Genomic DNA, 20703 nt, shown 5'->3' on the forward strand with positions numbered 1-20703 from the left:
AGGGTAATATAAATGTTGAATAACTTATCTATTTTGGTGACTGGAGGGACTGGCTCTTTCGGGAAAAAATTTATACAAACTGTCCTAACTAAATATCCGAATTTGAAAAGGCTTGTTGTGTTTTCCCGCGACGAGTTGAAGCAGTTTGAAATGCAACAAGAGATCCCGGAGTCAAAATATCCGCAGATGCGATATTTTATCGGCGATATTCGCGATAAGGATCGGTTGATGCGCGCGATGGAAGGTATAAATGTCGTGGTGCACGCTGCGGCTCTTAAACAAGTTCCGGCTGCCGAATATAATCCTTTTGAGGCAATAAAAACTAATATTTTGGGTTCTCAAAACGTCATCGATGCGGCGATGGATTCGGGAGTGAAACAAGTTGTCGCATTAAGTACGGATAAAGCTGCAGCACCTATCAATCTTTACGGAGCTACTAAGCTTTGTTCGGACAAGTTATTCGTAGCTGCAAATAACTATAAAGGAAAGCATGATATTCGATTTTCGGTTGTTCGTTACGGTAACGTGATGGGGAGCAGGGGAAGTGTGATACCGTTCTTTTTGAAAAAAAGATCTGAAGGAGTCCTGCCCATAACCGATGAAAGAATGACTCGGTTTAATATTACTCTAGAGGAAGGCGTCGATTTGGTTCTTTACGCCCTAGAGAATATGTGGGGCGGTGAGATTTTTGTGCCGAAGATTCCAAGTTATAACATCAAAGTAGTAGCCGAGGCGATCGGTCCGAATTGTGAACAGAAAGTAGTCGGAATTCGGCCGGGCGAAAAACTTCATGAAGAAATGATAACGGAAACGGACGGAATGAGTACCATAGAATTCAAAGATTATTTCGTTATTCTTCCTTCGGTGGAACTCTGGAGTATTAATGAATTTAAAAAGAAATTTAACGGAGAATATTGTACCAAAGATTTTCGTTATAGTAGCGGTTTGAATGCAGATTGGCTTACCGTTGAGCAGATTAGAAAGTTGATCGTAGAGCATGTAGATCCGGCATTTCACGTATGATTCCGTACGGTAGACAAAATATAACGCAAGCCGATATTGATTCGGTAATTCAGATTTTAAAGTCCGATTTCATCACACAAGGACCGACTATCGATCAGTTTGAAAAAACAGTATCTGAATACTGCGGCTCGCAATATGCGTTAGCGGTTTCCAATGCAACCGCCGCCCTTCATATAGCTTGTTTAGCCCTTGAGGTTGGGGCGGGCGACGAAGTGTGGACTTCCCCAAATACCTTTGTAGCCTCTGCAAATTGCGCCCTGTACTGCGGAGCTAAAATTGGATTCGTCGATATCGATCCTAAGACGTACAATATGGACGTTGATAAGCTTCGATTAAAACTTATCGAAGCGAAAAATAAGAATAGATTACCAAAAGTCGTGATTCCGGTGCATTTTGCAGGTCAGTCTTGCGACATGGAAGAGATTTCGGAGCTTAGTAAACAGTACGGATTTAAAATTATTGAGGATGCTTCCCATGCGATCGGTGGAAAATATCTGGGGAAGTCTATCGGAAATTGCAAATATTCTGATATAGCCGTGTTTAGTTTTCATCCGGTCAAAATAATTACGACCGGAGAGGGTGGAATGCTTACGACTAATTCAAAACATTTACATGAAAAATTGGCGCTATTGCGATCGCATGGAATTAGTCGTGATCCTGACCTTATGGTTTCCGAGTCGGAGGGCGGTTGGTATTATCAGCAGCTTGAGCTGGGTTTTAACTATAGGATGACCGATATACAGGCTGCGTTGGGCATTAGTCAATTCGCAAGACTCGAAAGATTTATCGAAAAAAGACGAAACATTGCAGAAAATTACGATAAGCTATTGAGTGGATTACCGGTGATAATCCCTTATCGTAATCCGAAAGTTAATTCAGCTCTGCACCTTTATCCGATTAGATTATCGAAGGATGCAAAAATCGGTCGAAAACAATTTTTTGATGAGTTGCGTAAATCGGGAATCGGCGTTCAAGTTCATTATATTCCCGTTCATCTTCAGCCTTACTATCAAAAATTAGGTTTTAAATTAGGGGACTTTCCGGAGGCGGAAGAGTATTATGAGTCTGTTGTTAGTCTTCCGATTTACTATGACCTAACTCACGAACAACAATTATACGTAGTAAATACGATTCGAAGTTTGCTGCAAAAATGAAAACTGCATTCATAATCCAGGCTAGAATGACTTCCACTCGGCTTCCGGGGAAGATTCTAAAAGAAGTATTAAATAAACCTTTGCTCGAATATCAAATAGAGCGTTTGCGAAGAGTAAAAGAAGCCGACGGAATCGTAATCGCGACGACGATTAACGAGACTGATCTGCCGGTAGTTGAGCTGTGTAAAAAACTGGATATTCCTTATTATAGAGGATCGGAAAACGATGTTCTTTCTCGTTATTACGAAGCGGCTACTCATTTCGGTTTGAATGATATTATTAGGGTGACTTCGGATTGTCCAGTTATCGACCCTGTGATCGTGAGTAAGGTAATCGTATCTTACTTAGAGTCCAAAAAGTCAATTGACTATGCTTCTAACTGCCTGGAAAGAAGCTATCCTCGCGGAATGGACACGGAAATTTTCTCATATGAAGCTTTAACTAGAGCTCATCTCGAAGCGCGCGAATCTAACTATAGAGAGCATGTTACGGCTTACATTTATGCTAATCCTGACAAGTTTAGGTTAAGGAGCATAGTAAGTTCCATTGATAATAGTAATTTAAGATTAACCGTCGATACTCCTGAAGACTTTCAGTTGATTAAAGTCATCATCGAAGCTCTTTACCCAAAGAATCACGAGTTTGGAATTGATGAAATTATTAACTTTCTTAACGAGTTCCCTGAGCATTTGAAGATCAACGAACATGTTATTCAGAAAAAAGTATAAAGGATAATAAATGATCAAGTATTGTAGAAGATGCGTAATGCCCGATACGAAGCCGAACCTCTTTCTTGACGAGGAAGGCGTATGTAACGCTTGCCGAAGCTACGAAAATCGCAAGGTCGTAAATTGGGATCTTCGTAAAGAAGAACTTATGGTACTTTTGAATAAATACCGCTCTAAGGATTCATCCAATTGGGATTGCATAGTTCCGGTAAGCGGGGGAAAGGACAGCACCTTTCAGGTCGTTCGCTTGTTGCAACTAGGAATGAATCCGCTTTGTGTTACGGCTTCCACTTGCGATCTTACCGAAATCGGAAGAAAAAATATAGAAAATATTAAGCAGTTAGGGGTCGATTACTTGGAGTTTTCTCCTAATCCGAGAGTCAGAGCTAAATTAAATTATATAGGTTTGACGAAGGTTGGCGACATTTCGTGGCCGGAGCATGTAAGTATTTTTACGATTCCTGTCCGAGTAGCGGTTCAATATAATATTCCGTTAATTATCTGGGGAGAGAATTCTCAGAACGAGTACGGAGGACCAGCAGCCGACTCAGACAGAAATGTCTTGGATCGTAGATGGTTAGAGGAATTCGGTGGTCTTCTTGGTCTCAGAGTCTCGGATTTGGTAGGGATCGACGGTATAGCGCAGAAAGATTTGATACCGTACACATATCCAACGGACGAAGACCTGAAGAAGGTCGGTGTAACGGGTTTATTTTTAGGCTATTATCTTCCCTGGGACGGCTATTCGAATTCACTTTTAGCTCAGGCTCATGGATTTCAAACTTGGTACAAGGTTACTGAAGGTTCGATCGTAAATTACGAAAATTTGGATAATTATCAGACGGCTATCCATGAATTTTTTAAATTCATTAAGTTCGGTTTTGGAAGAGCTAGCGATCACGCTTCTTTACATATTCGAAGAGGCCGATTGACGAGAGAGGATGGAATTTATCTAGTATCGAAGCACGACGGCAAGTTCCCTTCAACCTATTTAGATAGGCCGCTTTCCGAGATATTAAAGCCGCTCGGTATGACTGTGGATGAGTTCGTAAGGGTCGCCGATAAGTTTACAAATAAAAAACTATTTTTAAAAGATTCTAGAGGAAACCTGATTAAAGATAAGGAAATGAACCTTACGAAGGTTAACTATGATAACCTGGATTAACGGATAAACTAGGTCGATTGAAAAGATGAACGTCATAATAATTGATTATGGAATGGGAAACCTCTCATCCGTCTTGAGGGCCTTTCAAGAATGCGGGGCATCTGCGGAAATTTCAGATAACCCGTTAGATTTGAAGAAAGCAACGCATATCGTTTTACCGGGAGTCGGGGCTTTTCCAGACGGAATTAATAATTTGAGAGAAAGGAAGTTCGATCAGGCGATTGAACATATCGTTGCGGACGGCATTCCTCTACTAGGTATATGTTTAGGGATGCAGCTTTTGGCCGATACCGGTTACGAAGTAAGGAAGAGCGATGGTTTGGGCTTGATATCCGGCGAGGTTAAAAAACTGGATGAAGCGGCCGGTGTACGTATCCCTCACGTCGGCTGGAACGAAGTTAATTATAAAAAAGAGGATTCTCTTTTTACAAACATTCCTGATAACTCCGATTTTTATTTTGTACATAGCTATCATTTTGAACCCTCATCCGAAAGTGTAATTGTCGGAATTACCCCTTATGGCCAAGGCTTTGTGTCTGTCGTTCGAAAGGACAACGTAATGGGAGTTCAATTTCATCCGGAGAAAAGTAGTCAGTTGGGATTTAGGATTATTCGTAACTTCCTCGATATTAATTAAAATTTGGAATTTCGAAGTTAAAATATGTTAAAGACTAGAATTATCCCAACTTTGCTACTTAAAAACGTAGGTATTGTCAAAGGAGTAAAATTCGATAGTTGGCGTCGAGTCGACACTATATTACCTGCTATTAAAGTTTATAATATGCGAGAAGTCGATGAGCTCATTGTCGTCGATATAACTGCTACTAGCGAATCCAGAGAATTAGACTATGAATCGGTTGCAGAGTTTTCCGAGGAGTGCTTTGTTCCGTTAACGGTCGGTGGTGGAATAAAAAAAATAACCGACATTCGTAAAGTCTTATTAGCCGGAGCCGACAAGGTTTGTATAAATTCAGCCGCGTTCGATTTTCCGGAACTTATAACGGAAGCGTCCGAAAAATTCGGATCACAATGCATAGTTGGTAGCATCGATTTCGGAGAAACGGAGCCCGGAAAATATGTATGCTACTCACATTCGGGAAAGGTTAAGGTGGATAAGGACCCGGTCGAATGGGCTCTAACTTTAGAAAGGCTTGGGGTCGGAGAATTGCTCGTAACTTCCGTGGATCGAGACGGTACGATGACGGGCTATGATTTAACAATGCTCCGAAAGATCGCCGACGCCGTAAAAATCCCTGTGATTGCTTCCGGCGGCGCCGGTAATTACGGACATATGCTTGGGGCAATTAAGGAAGGGCATGCATCCGCGGTCGCCGCCGCCAGTATTTTTCATTTTACGCAGCAAACTCCCTTGGAAGCGAAGAAATTCTTAGAGGCGAATGGAATTCCGGTTCGTAAGTTCCGGGTTCATTAAGATTAGATGCGGGCGACATTCCTGACCGAAGGTACTTCACAAACAGGTTATGGTCATTTATCACGAATAAAATCTTTGTATCAAGCCGCGGAATCGTTAGGCATGGATTGCTTTATTCTAGCTAACTATGACGCTAATGCTTCCATATACATGAATGGATTAAATACGAAGAATTTCGACTGGAAGGATCAACCAACCGAATCCATCGCTTACATTAATAACTCTAATTTGGTATTCTTCGATAGCTACCAAGTCGGAATAGAAGTCTTAAGGGAAATCGTCTCAAATTCTGTAAATTCTATAAAGTTTGCGTACATTGATGACTTTAACCGTCTGGATTATCCGAACGGCATAATTATAAATTATTCAATCGGTTCAAATCTTGAAATGTACGAAAACCAGTCCGGTAGAAAATCCTATTTGCTCGGACCGAAATACGCCCTTCTTGCAAGGGACTATTGGCAACTTCTATCAAAGAAAAGTTCGGAGATAAGGGAGAAAGTCGAAACGGTATTAATTACTTTTGGCGGAGCGGACAATGCGAATTTGACAAAAGTCGCTTTGGAAACTCTTGTTAAAAACTTTCCAAGCATCGTATTTGAAGTAATTATCGGTCCTGGTAATACATCCTTCGAATTCTTTCCCTTGAATAACGAAAGGATCAGGTTTAACAGAGCATTATCAATTTCCGATATGAAGACATTAATTGAAAGATCAGACTTATGCTTGACCGCATGCGGTCACACTACCTATGAAATTGCTGCTACCGGCCGTCCAATGATTGCGATTTTAACTGCAGATAATCAAAAATTGAATGCCCAGGGTTGGAAAGCGGAAGGCATACCAGTATTAAACGGACTTGACTCGAATTTTAGCGATAATCTTGCGGAAATTTTTAAGAGTACGCTACCTATAGAGGTTCGAAAATCCCTTTCGAAAATTGTCAGTGACTCTGTTGATCCGAGTGGAGCGATCAACGTGGTAAGAACCATCGTTGCATCGAACTAAATTGCAGAATTTTGTTTTAATAAAAGCTAATATCGACTATATTAAGGAAGTTTACGATCTTTCTAATAGTCGAGAAGTTCGGGAAAATAGTCTTAACTCGGCTGCGATCCCCTGGGATGTTCACGTGCAATGGTATAATTCAAAAATCAAGGCCAGTCCGGAAAATTTATTTCTTATAATCACGAATGCCGCTGGCGAATTTCTGGGTCAGGTTCGATTTCAAGCAACAAGCCAGGAAGAGGCCATAATTAGTATTAGTTTATCTGAGAAGGCGAGAGGGCGATCTTTGGCAGCCGAAATTTTAAAGGCGGCCAGTCAGATGTACATATCCGAAAATGCGAAAAAAAGGACAATTCTTGCTCAGATTAGTAAAGACAACATTCCTTCGCTAAAGTCTTTTTCTAAAGCGGCATTCGTTTACGATTCCGATTTTGAGCTTAATGATAAACAATATATACTAATGAAAAAAGTAATATAAAAAGGATCCTATTTGTGGAATCTATAAAGATAGGTAATAAATCTGTCGGCGGTAAAGATGATCCTTGTTTCATTATCGCCGAACTTTCGGCAAATCATAATCAGGATTTCAATTTAGCGGTCGAAACGTTGCACGCGATGAAGGAATCGGGCGCGGACTGCATAAAATTGCAAACATACACACCGGATACAATTACACTGAAATCCGATAACGAATGGTTCAAAATTCAAAAAGGGACAATTTGGGACGGAAAAACTCTGTATGACTTATATTCCGAAGCGTTTACTCCTTGGGACTGGCAGCCGAAATTACAAGAAATCGCAAAGTCGATAGGCTTAGAAATATTCTCTTCTCCTTTCGATGAAAGTTCCGTAGATTTTCTGGAGAAAATGTCCGTCCCAGCTTATAAGATCGCTTCGTTTGAAATTACGGATATCCCTCTGATCAAATACGTTGCGAGTAAGGGAAAGCCTATTATCATTTCCACAGGTATAGCTTATATAGATGATATTAATTTAGCGATTCAAACTTGTCGCGAGGCAGGAAACGATCGCATTATTATTTTAAAATGTACCTCTTCTTATCCGGCCCCTTACGAGGAAATAAATCTTAAAACGATTCCGAATTTATCTGAAACTTTCGGCGTAGTCGCAGGACTTTCAGACCATACTGAAGGCTGGGCAGTGCCGGTCGCGGCAGTTGCCCTGGGGGCGAAAGTCGTCGAAAAACATTTTATCTTGGACCGAAAAATAGGAGGCCCCGATTCTTCTTTTTCCATGGAACCGGGCGAGTTTAGAACAATGGTAGACGCTATCCGCAACGTGGAAAAGGCCATCGGTTCAATAAATTACGACTTATCGGAAAAGGTCATAACGAGCCGGGAATTCTCTCGTTCTCTATTTATAGTAAAAGATATTAAGAAGGGCGATCAATTTACTCGCGAGAATGTGAGGTCCATTCGGCCAGGCTTTGGAATGCATCCGAAATATTTTGAACGAATTTTAGGTAAAACGGCTTTGGAGGATTTTAGAGCGGGAACTCCTCTACAATTCGGCATGATTAGGAACTTTCAATGATTGTAATAAAGGCGGAATCTATTTCTAAAAAGTATCGACTAGGTACGTTCGGGACCGGGTCGTTCCAGAAGGATTTTCAAAGTTGGTGGGCTAAAGTAAGGAAGAAAGATGATCCTAACGAAGTAATTCGCGAAGACCATGATTATCGAATCGAGGATTCGGAAGATAAAAATCCCTTATTTTGGGCGTTGAAGGATATCAATCTCGAGATTAATGCCGGCGACCGCATCGGAATCATCGGTCGTAACGGAGCCGGTAAATCCACTCTTTTAAAATTATTCTCACGAGTAACGGCGCCAACAACCGGCATTATTAAAGTTCGCGGTAGAATTGCCAGCCTGCTGGAAGTAGGAACTGGTTTCCATCCGGAACTTTCAGGTAGGGAAAACATATATTTGAACGGTGCTATTTTAGGAATGTCTAAAAAAGAAATCCGATCGAAAATGGAGGAAATTATCGACTTTGCCGAAATAGAGCAGTTTATCGATACTCCAGTAAAGCGATATTCAAGCGGAATGTATGTTAGGCTGGCCTTTTCCGTCGCGGCACATTTGCAGTCCGAAATTTTGATCTTAGACGAGGTATTAGCGGTCGGCGATACCAAGTTCCAAAAGAAATGCATGCAAAAGATTTCTGAAGTCGGCGGCCAAGGAAGAACGATTTTATTCGTAAGTCATAATTTAAATTCCATACTCGCATTATGCAACAAGGTCGCCCACTTAAGAACAGGTAGGTTGGTAGAGTTCGGAGATACTCAGAAGGTAGTTAATAATTATCTGGATTCTCTTGCGGATTCACAGATCCAATCTAAGATCCGTAGTTTGGACGGTAATTTAATTATAAAAAGAGTCAGGTTTTTAGATAAAAACGATAGAGTGAAAAATATCTTTTCTATGTTAAGCGATCTTTGTGTTGAAATCACTTATGAAGCGCTTAAAGATATGGGAACGATCACCTTTACCGTCGGCGTGACCGGTATTTCGGGAGCGCTTTTTATGGGCAGTATGCTCTACGATGGTCGGAGACCTAATATCAAAAAAGGGACAGGAGTTCTTAGATGCACGTTTAAGGAAATGCCGTTAATGCCTGGCCAAATGTATTCTGTTTTTTTGGCGGTTCGAGGGGTTGATTATGAAGCTCCATTATTAGGTGCGCTAGATGTCGGGAGCTTTACGGTCGAAGGTGATTTAAAAAAATTGAAGTATAATGGTCCTTTGGCAAGACAGACTGCGAAAGTCTCAGGTCCCATCATAATCAATTATAAGTGGGAGCACACATCATGAGTATAGAGACTGCGATTTTGTCTAAGGGTTTGTTTCTCGCTGCTTGCTGTCGAAGTTTGGACTTCGAAGTGGAGGTACTACTAAGAAATACTCTAAGAAATCCGTTCGATCCTTTGGCTGGCGAAAAGAAAAAAGGAATCAGCTACGGCTTGGAAATTTTCGATATAAACGGAAATTCCCTTTTCTCCAATCCGAAATACGGAAATATTCCGTTTAACTCGTTTTCAAGCGTAAAGCCGACAGATGCGTTGGACGGCGAGAACGCAAAAAAAGCAGAATTGATGGTCGTGATTCCTGAAATATTAACCGAACCGAATGTATGGTTCGAGCAGGAACACGAAATAGTCTATTCGAATAAAATGACAAAATCGCTACCGGCGGTCATTTACGATCAATTGCCGCTTCGTTTCGTTGACGAGTATCCTCCAATAATTCTTCTCAACCATAAAATTTATGTATCTAAAGACTTGAATTCTTTCGTCGTCCTTGCCAATTATAGGGGATCGAAAAATCGAAGCGAATCTCCTCAGAATATGGAATTAAGTTTTTTTAACGGTTCAGGTGCGTTGCTCTTGAGAAAAACCGTTTCAATTCCGTACAACTCGACCTTCTATATTAACGTGAAGTCAGAAATTGGATCTTTAATTGAATTAAGCGATTCCCCAATTCTATTAACGTTAACTGCGCGGGGCGGTAATAGTCTATTTGCGATCGAAACGATAACGATTAACGAAAAGACAAAAAATGCCGCGTTGGAACATTCTTTGGCCCCGGTTTATTTCGTAAGCCAAAGTATGAAAGAAGTGAGATCGAGAGCCTTACTCTTTTGATTTGATGGAGATTAAACCGTGATTATTAAAGATTTATTACGACCGATTTATAGAGCCCTTTTAGAAATTAAGGATAGCCAAAAAGGACGATTGAGTCCGCCGGTTACGCAAATTTTTATAAATGATGAGACCCGACGCACAAGTTTTTCGATAACTAACTACCCATCTTTCTTACTACCTTCGCGAATCGGCAAAGTCTGGTATGAAATTAGCTTGAGTGATCAAGACGGAAATAAAGTTTTCTCAAAAGATATAAAATTGGCAAAGTACGGAAGTATGGAAATTTCTCCTGAGCGATTTTATTCCAAAAAGCTGCCGAATCGGGGACTTTTTTTCGCTAATATTAAGGAATCAAAACTTTCATTCGTTCAGAAATTTCATTTGCGAAAATTAGGAAGACTGACGTCGCATTTTTACACTCTATATCATTCCGCGGATTACAGTAATTTAGCGATGGTTCACCCTCAAACGGTAGCCCCCGTTCCGGTTTCGGAGGGGAAGTCCAATTTCTGGTATTCACAATTTTTAATAAAGGTCTCCTCCATCTCGTCCATTGAGCTTTTTCAAATGAATCCAAGTCCGAGAAAGGCCGATTTAAATCTTATAGTCATGAATATGGACGGAAAAGAAGTAATTTCTTCCGAAGAATCCGTTCCGGCGTTCGGAGTTCGAAATGTTAAATTCGACCGAAAAATGTTGGGCGAAAATGAATACGTCTACATTGCATCTGATACGCTTAGGGGAAATGAGAAACCCATCCTCTTTTCCCATTACCCCGACGGAACATATACTGCTTTGCATACCTAAAACAAACCGATCCGAAATTGGCGGTGCTAATTTCGACGTATAATGGTTTTACGTGGATCGCACCGTCCTACCTCTTAAAATCCTCCGCTTCCTTATAGACAAAGCTATTCTTTTAACATTCGAAATTGGAGCGAATAAAGCACGATGGAACATGTGATATCGAAATATACGGATGAAGAAGGTCGTGATTTTTATTATATTCTAAAAACCCGTAAAAATGTGAAAAAGTTGGTAATTCATTTTACGGCATTTTTCGGAGATTGGGGTGATCGAAAGGAATACAAGGAAAACTATCAGGGCTACTTCCATCGTTTGAAAATGTTGGGTTTTCAAAAAGATTTCAATGCTCTTTTTCTTTGCGATCAATTCGGTTTCAGCAAGAACGGTACTTACTATACTGGAGAACACGGTGATTTTTTTGTCGAGCGGGCGATGCTCAAAATTATAAAACGCACAATTGATGAACTTCAAATTTCTAATAATAACATTATAACTGTCGGGTCCTCGATGGGCGCAACAGCAGCACTAAAATTCGGTTTATTGTTCGACGTCAAAGGCATAATATCGATAAGCCCGCACATTGACCTGGATATTTGTGCGGAAAAACAAGGTCGCTTCGATCATGTTGCTTTTATTTGCCCTGATGGAAATCCGATGTCCGTAGATAATTATATCTATACTAGACAAGTGAATCGCTTACTCGATGCTTGGGATCGATTTAAGAAATTACCCATCCTTTTTATTCATTCCTGCGAGGATGATTATGGCGTTCATAGTGAACAGGTTCTGCCTATCGTATCTCGTTGGAAATCTCTGGGCGGAACGGAATATTCTGATTTTCGGCTGGTCGGGGGTCACGGAAGCGACTATTGCACAAAGGCGGTAATTTTGGACGTGATCCATCGGATTTTTAACAATCAGAAAATTTTACCGAAGAGGTATCTTTCTTTTAAATATTTACCGGATAAGGAAAAATCCGAAAGGTATCGGAGCGTTAGGAGAGTAATAAGAGTTATTTTAGAAAAACTGCATCTACTAAATGTATCGAGAAATGTTCGCTCATATTTTATGACTAAAATGAAAAAGGAAAAAGTTTAAAATCTCGTGAATTTAATTATAAACGGATTTCATAAAACCCAATATTTTCCGGTTATATCATACATAACTGATCGTCTCAAACCTTCGAAATGTCATGTAATTTTTGAAACGAATAAAGTTCCATTAGATGTCGAGGCTAAATACTACGCGTGCGCGGTATTATCCCATGAATTTAGTTATGACACCCCGGAGGATGAGCTCCTTCCCGTTGGGGAAGATCTCCTACAAGAGCTTTCCGATTGCGAGGGGGTAGTTCTTAAAATGATGGAGCGGGACGAAATTCGGGGGGAATGGTCCTATAATAAGAGAAAATCGGTTTATTTAAAACATTTGCGTTATTGGAATCATGTCATTGAAACCGATGATATCGGGCTTTTTATTTCATCGAATATTCCTCACGTCGTATACGACTATATTATATATTCATTATGTATAAGGAAGGGAATCCAGACTATCTTTTTCTATCAATTCCAGCCCGGGCTTTCCTTCTTTATGCAAAATTGGAAAGATCCAACTCCAGGCATCGTTAAACTTTTCGAATGGCAATGCGCTCGGGAAAACTTGAATCTTTCGAATAGAATGGAGTTGGAGTGGCAAACTTATGTGGTAAATACGGAAAATAAGAAACCTTTCTACATGATGAATGCTGCCCCGAATTTATTAAACGAAGGTGGATTTAATAAAATCGCGTTGCTTACGAGAGTAATCCGGGTCATTTTATTGAAGCCTTGGCGTCTGATTGGACTTCTTTTTGACTTTCAGCGGAAGTTACAGAATTACCTTTCGCTTTTTCAGCGGATTATCGATCGAAAACGCATAATGCGCATCGAGAATTTCTATCGAAATCACTGCTCCGATCCGGTCCCGAACGAGAAATATATATATTTACCTCTTCATCTGCAGCCGGAAATGTCAACTTCGCCGATGGCAGGCGTTTTTATTGACCAAGTTCTTATTGCGGAAATGTTAAACGCTTATTTACCGGAAAATTGCTATATATATATTAAGGAACATCCGAACCAGGATTTAAAATACCGAGATGAATCTTTCTATCGGACCTTGGTATCATTGAAATCTGTAAAAATAATTTCAAGAGATTATGATACTTTCAAATTGATTCAGGGATGCGCCGCTGTTGCGACTTGTACCGGAACGGCAGGTTGGGAAGCTCTCCTAAAAGGGAAGATTGTTCTTTTGTTCGGTTATACTTTTTATCAGGATGCACCCGGAGTTTTTAAGATCAGATCTGCTAAAGATTGTGATGATGCTATATATCGTCTTTTTAATACTCCCAATCCCGTCGCTGTCGACCGTATTAAACCCTTTTTGAAGGCTCTGGAAGAATATGCGTTCTTTGGCAATATAGATCCGGATTATATGCTAGACGGGGAAACGGATCAGCAGTCCAATGTCGACGGCATCTGTAAATCCATCGATAAGTTATTAACTTTGCGCCATTCATGAATCTTATTATTTACGGATTATATAATTCTCATCATCTTCCAATGATCGAGGATTTAAACCGGGCATTTAAAATAGAATATTGCGAAATCATCGGTAACTCGGAATCGAATTCAATTAAAAACGATTTCATCGGAGAGTATCGAGTTCATGATTGGCACAGTATTTCTCTCGGTTATTCAGATGTCGACTGGAACGTTATCGCACCGCTTGATCAGCCTTTAATTGAATCGATGCGGGATTGCGAGGTGGAGGTTTATCGAATGATGGACCGAAAGTCCTTAAATGTGGCGACCTCCTGGCCCTACAATCTTCGAAAGAAAATTTACTATGAGCATTTGCGTTACTGGAATCACATTTTGAGCGAACGTAAATTTGATTGTTTTCTTTCTTTGAATATTCCGCACGAAATCATCGATTTTATCATTTATTGGCTTTGTAAAAAGAAAGGGATCGCTACGTTTTTTTTCTACCAATTTCAGTCAGATATTACCTTTCTAATGTCGGACTGGACTGATCCGTTTCCTAACTATGAGCGGGATCGAGAAGCCCTTTATGCAAAACTGAAGAAGCAGAGATCTTATTCGATTGAGCTGTCGGAAAGAATTCTTCTAGAATTAACTGCACAGCGAAATTCGAATGAAGATTACGTTCCATTTTACATGCGAAAGGAAAAGCCCAGCTTAGGGCTAAGATGGTTCTCGGAAATAAGAGAAATTGCCTCTTCATTGACGAGGCTTACGGTTGAAATATTCAGAATATTTCTTTTTCCGAATATAGATTCCATTTATTCGTTTGTTACTCGATATAGAATTGCGTACAAAGTCGAAAGATACAAAAACGATGCCGTTCGGTCTTTAAGAGAACTGGAATATATTCCGAGAAGCGATGATCGTTATATTTATGTTCCCTTGCATTTGCAACCTGAATTATCTACATCTCCGATGGCAGGGCGATTCGTGGATCAAAGGCTAATGCTTGAAATGTTGGCGTTCCATATTCCCGATGACGTTCTGCTATACGTGAAGGAGCATCCTAATCAGGATTTGAGCCAGCGCGAGTTCGGTTTTTATCGAGATATAGCAAAGATTAAATCCGTACGAATTATTTCTCGAGAATTTAGCTCCAAGAATTTACTTTCGAATTGTATTGGAGTCGCGACAGCTAGCGGAACCGTTGGTTGGGAGGCTATTTTTAGATATAAACCTGTATTATTATTTGGTCATACTTTTTTTAAATATGCTCCGGGAGTCATGAAAATTAATTCCAGCGATGACTGTCGTAGAGTTATGGAACGCTTATTTTCAGCGGATTTTGAAGCTGCATCAGAGACGGATCTATTAGTTTTCTTAAAAATACTCGATGATTCAATTATTCGCGGAAACATAGATATCGAATATCGCAAAGAAAGTAAAGTGAGCTACGAGAGCGATATTGAGGCTTTGAGTAGTTCTCTTTCAGGGAAAGTTCGGAAACTTCTGGAAGAGGGAAGTAGTAGGAGCGAAAGTTATTGAAGATTCTCTTTTTTGCTCCTCACTCAGCAATATGGGTACATTCATTTCCCGAAGCTCTGATCGCGGAATCTTTGCAAAAACTCGGGCATGAAATCGTTTATATTACGTGCGATTCACTTTACAACGAATATTGTACGGTTATGAGTTCATTAGGGATGGACCAGGAATCGAGTATGGATTCCAAGTCTTCAGCATGCAATAATTGTCATGCGCGCCGTAAACTATTATATACAAGATTTAAATTTCGCGAAATCGAAATCGGGAAAAAGATTACTGCTGAGGAAAGGGAATTTATAAGTTCGCTTTCGAAGGGAAATTTTTCCGAATTGCTCGATTACACTAGAGAGGGTATTCCTCTCGGTCGGATTTCGCTGTATGAACTCCTTCTACAGACCAAAAAAGGAAATTTATCTTTCTCTCCTAAAGAGGAGGATTTTTACCGAATCGCTTTTCGAAATGCTTTACATACGCATATAGCAGCCGAGCGAATTTTAGTAGAGGAGCGACCCGACGTCCTGTTTGTATACAACTCTTTGTATGTCGTTAATCACTCGTTCGCTAAATCGGCCGAGGCGAAAGGCATTCCATTCTATTTTCTCCATGCCGGCGAAAATATTTCCGATCGACTCTCGCGGATGATCATCTTCAAGGGTTATACTTTCGAGTATAGGAAAGAATTAGTGAAGTATTGGCCCAGTTATCGAGAAAAATCAATTAGCCCCGAAGCTGTTTTAAACGTTGGAAATCATTTTTTCGAATTGCTTCGCGGAAACCATTTTCTCGTATATTCCTCAAATTTAAGTGAAAGCGTAAGTATCAGAAAGGCATTTAAAATTCCGGAAGGATGCAAAATAGTTTCGGCTACAATGAGTAGTAACGACGAGCGATTCGCTTCGGCTTGCGCCGGAGTTAGTATTAAGGATACGAATGTTACCTTTGCCAATCAAGCCGAATGGATTCGCTCAACGATCGAGTATTTCAAGACTAGGTACGATAATTATTTAATTATTCGAGTTCATCCGAGGGAATTTCCGAATAAGAGGGACTCGGTTAAGTCGCAACATGCGAGAGAATTGGAAAAGCTGCTTCAGGATCTCCCTAAAAACGTAAAAATAAATTGGCCGGAAGATAATATATCGTTATACGATTTAGCAAAAGAGACCGACGTCTTTTTAAATGCTTGGTCGAGCGTCGGTGAAGAGATGACGTTATTAGGAATTCCGGTACTATTGTATTCTCCCGACTTAATTTTATATCCTGAAGATCTAAATATAACCTGTATCAACGAAAAAAATTATTTTGAAAAGCTTGATGAAGCTCTTAAACAAGGCTGGAACGGCGAAAGAATAGTTAAGGCATTTCGCTGGTACGAAATGAAATTTACGGCAGGTACATTTAAAATTTCGAATTTTTTCCATTACAAGGAATCCGCTTCTTTTTCCTTCTCTAAATTACAAGTTTGGAAAAGTAAATTGGAAACCGTTTGGTTGTTGGTTGCGTCGAAATTTTCTTCCCGTTTAAAGAACTTACTCTTATTGAAGAGATCATTTCCGATGGAATTCTTTGATTTACATTATGAACAGAATATGGTCGAGAGTCGTCCGTTAGAACTGATGTTGAAAAATTCTTTTAAAAGTAAGCTCGAACTTTCTTTGGCGGAGAGTAATTTTTCGACTACCCAAGAAATGAAATATATAAAGGAAGAAATGGAGCGAATTTTCAAAGTCCTTTTTTCGGACGAATTGAAATCTAAATCTGGCACGAATAAGAATCTTTATCGTAATATGTCGTCTTGGTTATCTAAGTAATATTACTCCGGTTTACTATTTAATTTTATTTTTCCGTTTTGAATAATCGTAATTTAGCCAATGTTTTTATGATCGACTGTCTTCGATCATCACTAAATTGCCGATTGCTAAGTTATCTTAAAGTCGAAATGTCTTTCTGAGAAAATTAGAATGCTAAAAACGAGTATTTAAAATCATGAGGAAGAGGTTTTACAATCGAATGATTGGGAAGTTTATCGACCCGAATTTCTCCTCATTGAAGTGCTCGATTTTGATCCTGACAATCCAAGTAAAAGTCCTATTCATAATTTTCTGTTGGAAAAGCGATACAATCTAATCGCTTATACCGGACGCACGCTCTTTTACAGAGCGAAGTAAGATCGATCGAGTTTTTTAAATTTATTTCGCTATCATTGCTTCTTAGTTTAAGGGCCGTACTTTGAATATCAATAAAGCGCCTATTGCACTTTTCGCTTATCGTCGAGTCGGTCATACTCAAAGAACGATTGATGCACTATTACAAAATTCCGAGGCTAAGGATTCGGATTTGCTATTATTTTGCGATGGTCCTAAGGGGGAGGAGGATCTCGAATCCGTTTTAGAAGTAAGGAGTTTCGCCAGCAAGATTTCCGGATTTAAGTCGGTTAAAACAATTTTTCGGGAACGCAATTTGGGGTTAGCGAAGTCGATCTTAACCGGAGTGGCCGAGGTTCTATCGAATTACGATTCCATTATCGTCTTAGAAGACGATATAGTAATACATCCTCAATTTTTAGAATATATGAATTTTTATCTGACTACTTTCGAAAATGATGAAAGGATTGGATGCATACACGGGTATATATATCCTGTCTCAGGACTTCCCGATTTCTTTTTTTTAAAAGGCGCGGATTGTTGGGGCTGGGCGAGCTGGAAGCGAGTCTGGAAAAATTTCAACCAAGACGGTTCCGATCTCCTCGGGCAGTTGCAGGTTAAAAAGTTAGAATACGATTTTGATTTCTTAGGCTCTTTCCCATACACTCAAATGTTAAGAGATCAGATAAACGGTAAAAACGATTCTTGGGCTATTCGTTGGTATGCAGATTGTTTCTTAAAAGGCCTGCTTTGTCTTTATCCTGGACGATCTTTGGTTCAGAATATTGGCTTGGATTTATCAGGGACTCATTCGGGCCTGGATCCTTTGCTCTCACCTGAACTTTCCGTAGATAGAATGAAATTCGTTTCCAATCTCCCTGTCAAAGAATCTATAGCGGCTAAAAAGAAGATTTCTCGTTTTTTTAGAGGCAAACAAACAAGTATTGCTGCGGTAAAGCGATTCGTTCGACGCATTGTTTCGTTTATTTTAAAATAGGATTCGCAAGTTTGAAGCGTTTTTTCGGTAAAGTTTTGAGACGTCTTTCCCGCTATTTTCTGGAAGAGACGAACGAGCATGAATGGTTTTACGGGAATTTTCAATCATGGAAGGATGCGCTTAATGAATGTGAGGGATACGATTCGCCAAACATTTTAAATCAGGTAAAAAAATCGCTTCTTAAGGTTAAATCCGGAGAAGCGATCTATGAGCGAGATTCGGTCTTATTTGATAGAATCGAGTATTCTTTTCCTCTTCTGACCGGTCTCCTTTACGCGGCTGCTTCTTCATCTGGTAGATTAAGCGTTTTGGATTTCGGAGGTTCGTTGGGTAGTTCCTACTTTCAAAATCGCACATTCATGGACAAGTTAAGCTTCTTTAGATGGTCTATCGTTGAGCAAACGCATTTTGTAGAAGAGGGGATAAAAAATTTTCAAGATGAGAATTTAAAATTCTATCATACCGCTTCGGAATGCGTTTCGACGGAAAAGCCGAATGTGCTCATCCTTTCCAGTTCGCTTCCTTATCTCTGCAACCCTTATGAAATACTTGAAAGTTTATTATCGCACGGGATACCGTATATCATTATAGATCGTACACCTTTCTTTCTCGATGAAAATCCGGATCGTATATTAATCGAACGCGTACCTCCGGAAATTTACGACGCGAGATATCCGATCTGGTTTTTTAACGAAAAGAAGTTTTTGGAATTTATGGATTCCAAATACTCCCTTAAAGAAGAATTCTTAGCAATAGATCCCCTGGGGATCAAGGGTGAGAATACAAAATATAAGGCATTTATATTCGTGAAACGATGATCAGTTTTTTAACCGACACTTTTGATCCATAAAGATATTGAAGAAAAATGCGGTCTTTTCTTTGGCTGATAGAATAATGTAAAGGTTATGCAAGATTAGGAACAATTGCTTTTATGCAGGAATCAATAATTGTTAGTAATTCCGGTTATATTTTTTTAAAGAATATGGGCGGTGGACCTTCCGGAAACTTGGTGGTTTTAGAGGGAGAACGCGAGATCCCGTTTTTAATCAAAAGGGTTTATTACATAACTAAAATCGAAAATTCGACAAATATTCGGGGAAAGCATGCGCATAGAAGTCTAGAGCAAGTAATCTTCTGTGTTAACGGAAGTTTCACTTTAGAGCTGGATGACGGACGAAAGCGGCAGGATATTATTATGAATCGAGAGAACATAGGTGTAAGATTAGGGCCTATGCTTTGGCATACTATGCGTGATTTTTCCGCCGATTGTGTGATATTAGTAGTGGCTTCAGACTATTATTCAGAAACGGATTATATTAGAAACTACGACGAGTTTATTAGCCTTTTGGAATCTTGAATTTGATAGAGTACGAAAATTTAAAAGCGGTTAATGAGCCTTTCTTTAAACAATTAGAAGAAGAAGCCAGCAAGATAATACGGGGGGGCTGGTATATTCTCGGAGAAACGGTGGGAAATTTTGAAAAAGAGTTCGCAGCTTGGAACGGTAACCGCTTTTGCATAGGTACGGCAAACGGCTTGGATGCATTGGTTTTATCCTTGGAAGCTTTAAATCTTCCGAAAGGCTCCGAAATTATCGTTCCAGCGAACACATATATAGCGACGATCATCGCAATAATTAGAACCGGACATAGACCCGTCTTAGTTGAACCTGATCAGGGGACCTTAAATATCGATGTGAATCGAATAGCAGCAAAAATTACTTCCAATACTAAAGCGATTCAAGTCGTGCACATGTACGGTCGTATTTGTAACATGAGCGCAATTATGAAACTTGCGGCAGATTTCGGTTTGCTTGTTCTGGAAGATTGTGCCCAATCGCATGGAGCTAGTTTTCAGGGAAAAAAATGCGGAACATTCGGTATCTTAAATTCGTTCAGTTTCTATCCAACCAAAAATTTAGGAGCTCTCGGTGATGCTGGAGCGATCGTAACCGATAACGAGGATTTAGCCGAAAAAATAAGAGAGCTCCGGAACTACGGATCTAAACTCAAATACCATAATGATACTATAGGCTATAATTCCAGACTGGATGAAATACAGGCGGCTTTTTTGCGGATCAAGCTTACGAATCTTGATAGTATAAATTCCAAAAAGAGAGAGCTCGCTTCGATTTACAATCGTGAATTAAAGAACATTAATATAGATTTACCGACGCATTGTTCCGAGGAAGAGAACGTTTATCATATCTATCCAGTTTTTTGCAAAGATAGGGAGAATTTCCGTAAATATTTATTAAACTTGGGAATCAAGACCGAGGTCCACTATCCTATTGCCCCGCATAATCAAGTTGCGATGAAACAAGCTGCCGCGCTTGGTTTATGGGAACCCGAAATATCCGGATACCCGATAACCGAGCGAATACATCTTAACGAGGTCAGTTTGCCCATTTCTTTCGCCACGTCCGAGAAAGAGGTCCAGTCGGTCGTCGAGGCTTCGAATAGCTATCGCTAATTCAAATTGACGCGAGTCTTATTTTAAGAAAAAGAA

Annotated in this window: 20 protein-coding genes; all 20 read left to right on the plus strand. The window is 39.9% G+C overall.

All coding sequences use genetic code 11. The features are described from left to right. Positions 1-12 precede the first annotated feature (12 nt). The 20 genes from pseB (at position 13) to LEP1GSC050_RS01830 (ending at position 20667) form a co-directional block, all read left to right on the plus strand. The gene (pseB, locus tag LEP1GSC050_RS01735) at positions 13-1023 is read left to right on the plus strand and encodes a UDP-N-acetylglucosamine 4,6-dehydratase (inverting) (protein ID WP_010569344.1); all 1011 of its coding nucleotides are present in this window, start codon (positions 13-15) and stop codon (positions 1021-1023) included. After that, complete coding sequence (gene pseC / locus LEP1GSC050_RS01740; protein ID WP_010569345.1) at positions 1020-2177, plus strand: UDP-4-amino-4,6-dideoxy-N-acetyl-beta-L-altrosamine transaminase; 1158 nt, start codon at positions 1020-1022, stop codon at positions 2175-2177. The genes pseB and pseC overlap by 4 nt, the downstream gene beginning before the upstream one ends. Next, positions 2174-2905 (plus strand): cytidylyltransferase domain-containing protein, encoded by a 732-nt coding sequence (locus tag LEP1GSC050_RS01745; protein ID WP_010569346.1) that lies wholly within the window; start codon positions 2174-2176, stop codon positions 2903-2905. The genes pseC and LEP1GSC050_RS01745 overlap by 4 nt, the downstream gene beginning before the upstream one ends. Before the next feature lie 10 nt (positions 2906-2915). Next, positions 2916-4070, plus strand: coding sequence for an N-acetyl sugar amidotransferase (locus tag LEP1GSC050_RS01750; protein ID WP_020986932.1), 1155 nt, complete (start codon positions 2916-2918; stop codon positions 4068-4070). Between the two features lie 25 nt (positions 4071-4095). Beyond that, complete coding sequence (gene hisH, locus LEP1GSC050_RS01755; RefSeq protein ID WP_010569348.1) at positions 4096-4707, plus strand: imidazole glycerol phosphate synthase subunit HisH; 612 nt, start codon at positions 4096-4098, stop codon at positions 4705-4707. 24 nt (positions 4708-4731) lie between these two features. After that, the gene (gene hisF, locus LEP1GSC050_RS01760) at positions 4732-5502 is read left to right on the plus strand and encodes an imidazole glycerol phosphate synthase subunit HisF (RefSeq protein WP_020986896.1); all 771 of its coding nucleotides are present in this window, start codon (positions 4732-4734) and stop codon (positions 5500-5502) included. Between the two features lie 102 nt (positions 5503-5604). Beyond that, positions 5605-6510, plus strand: a complete 906-nt coding sequence (locus LEP1GSC050_RS01765) for a glycosyl transferase family 28 (RefSeq protein ID WP_232225633.1) — start codon at positions 5605-5607, stop codon at positions 6508-6510. Then, positions 6497-6988 (plus strand): GNAT family N-acetyltransferase, encoded by a 492-nt coding sequence (locus LEP1GSC050_RS01770; RefSeq protein WP_010569352.1) that lies wholly within the window; start codon positions 6497-6499, stop codon positions 6986-6988. The genes LEP1GSC050_RS01765 and LEP1GSC050_RS01770 overlap by 14 nt, the downstream gene beginning before the upstream one ends. A gap of 14 nt (positions 6989-7002) precedes the next feature. After that, positions 7003-8064: a pseudaminic acid synthase gene (gene pseI / locus LEP1GSC050_RS01775; protein WP_010569353.1), complete on the plus strand. Its 1062-nt coding sequence runs from the start codon at positions 7003-7005 to the stop codon at positions 8062-8064. After that, positions 8061-9347: an ABC transporter ATP-binding protein gene (locus tag LEP1GSC050_RS01780; RefSeq protein WP_010569354.1), complete on the plus strand. Its 1287-nt coding sequence runs from the start codon at positions 8061-8063 to the stop codon at positions 9345-9347. The genes pseI and LEP1GSC050_RS01780 overlap by 4 nt, the downstream gene beginning before the upstream one ends. Next, complete coding sequence (locus LEP1GSC050_RS01785) at positions 9344-10177, plus strand: hypothetical protein (RefSeq protein WP_010569355.1); 834 nt, start codon at positions 9344-9346, stop codon at positions 10175-10177. The genes LEP1GSC050_RS01780 and LEP1GSC050_RS01785 overlap by 4 nt, the downstream gene beginning before the upstream one ends. Before the next feature lie 18 nt (positions 10178-10195). Next, on the plus strand, positions 10196-10984 hold the full coding sequence (locus LEP1GSC050_RS01790; RefSeq protein ID WP_010569356.1) for a hypothetical protein: 789 nt from the start codon (positions 10196-10198) through the stop codon (positions 10982-10984). A gap of 144 nt (positions 10985-11128) precedes the next feature. Then, positions 11129-12082: an accessory Sec system protein Asp2 gene (locus LEP1GSC050_RS01795; RefSeq protein WP_010569357.1), complete on the plus strand. Its 954-nt coding sequence runs from the start codon at positions 11129-11131 to the stop codon at positions 12080-12082. Positions 12083-12088: 6 nt separating this feature from the next. Then, a complete protein-coding gene (locus LEP1GSC050_RS01800) occupies positions 12089-13546 on the plus strand; it encodes a capsular polysaccharide export protein, LipB/KpsS family (protein ID WP_010569358.1) in 1458 nt (485 codons plus the stop codon). Next, positions 13543-15057: a capsular polysaccharide export protein, LipB/KpsS family gene (locus tag LEP1GSC050_RS01805; protein WP_010569359.1), complete on the plus strand. Its 1515-nt coding sequence runs from the start codon at positions 13543-13545 to the stop codon at positions 15055-15057. The genes LEP1GSC050_RS01800 and LEP1GSC050_RS01805 overlap by 4 nt, the downstream gene beginning before the upstream one ends. After that, on the plus strand, positions 15054-16865 hold the full coding sequence (locus tag LEP1GSC050_RS01810) for a glycosyltransferase family protein (protein WP_010569360.1): 1812 nt from the start codon (positions 15054-15056) through the stop codon (positions 16863-16865). The genes LEP1GSC050_RS01805 and LEP1GSC050_RS01810 overlap by 4 nt, the downstream gene beginning before the upstream one ends. Before the next feature lie 418 nt (positions 16866-17283). Next, positions 17284-18195: a glycosyltransferase gene (locus tag LEP1GSC050_RS01815; protein ID WP_010569361.1), complete on the plus strand. Its 912-nt coding sequence runs from the start codon at positions 17284-17286 to the stop codon at positions 18193-18195. Between the two features lie 11 nt (positions 18196-18206). Beyond that, on the plus strand, positions 18207-19013 hold the full coding sequence (locus tag LEP1GSC050_RS01820; RefSeq protein ID WP_010569362.1) for a methyltransferase, TIGR04325 family: 807 nt from the start codon (positions 18207-18209) through the stop codon (positions 19011-19013). A gap of 113 nt (positions 19014-19126) precedes the next feature. After that, positions 19127-19552: a sugar 3,4-ketoisomerase gene (locus tag LEP1GSC050_RS01825; protein WP_010569363.1), complete on the plus strand. Its 426-nt coding sequence runs from the start codon at positions 19127-19129 to the stop codon at positions 19550-19552. Positions 19553-19554: 2 nt separating this feature from the next. Continuing rightward, the gene (locus LEP1GSC050_RS01830; RefSeq protein WP_020986941.1) at positions 19555-20667 is read left to right on the plus strand and encodes a DegT/DnrJ/EryC1/StrS family aminotransferase; all 1113 of its coding nucleotides are present in this window, start codon (positions 19555-19557) and stop codon (positions 20665-20667) included. The last annotated feature ends 36 nt before the right edge of the window (positions 20668-20703 follow it).

The organism is Leptospira broomii serovar Hurstbridge str. 5399 (assembly GCF_000243715.2).
GTDB classification, from domain to species: Bacteria; Spirochaetota; Leptospiria; order Leptospirales; family Leptospiraceae; genus Leptospira_B; species Leptospira_B broomii.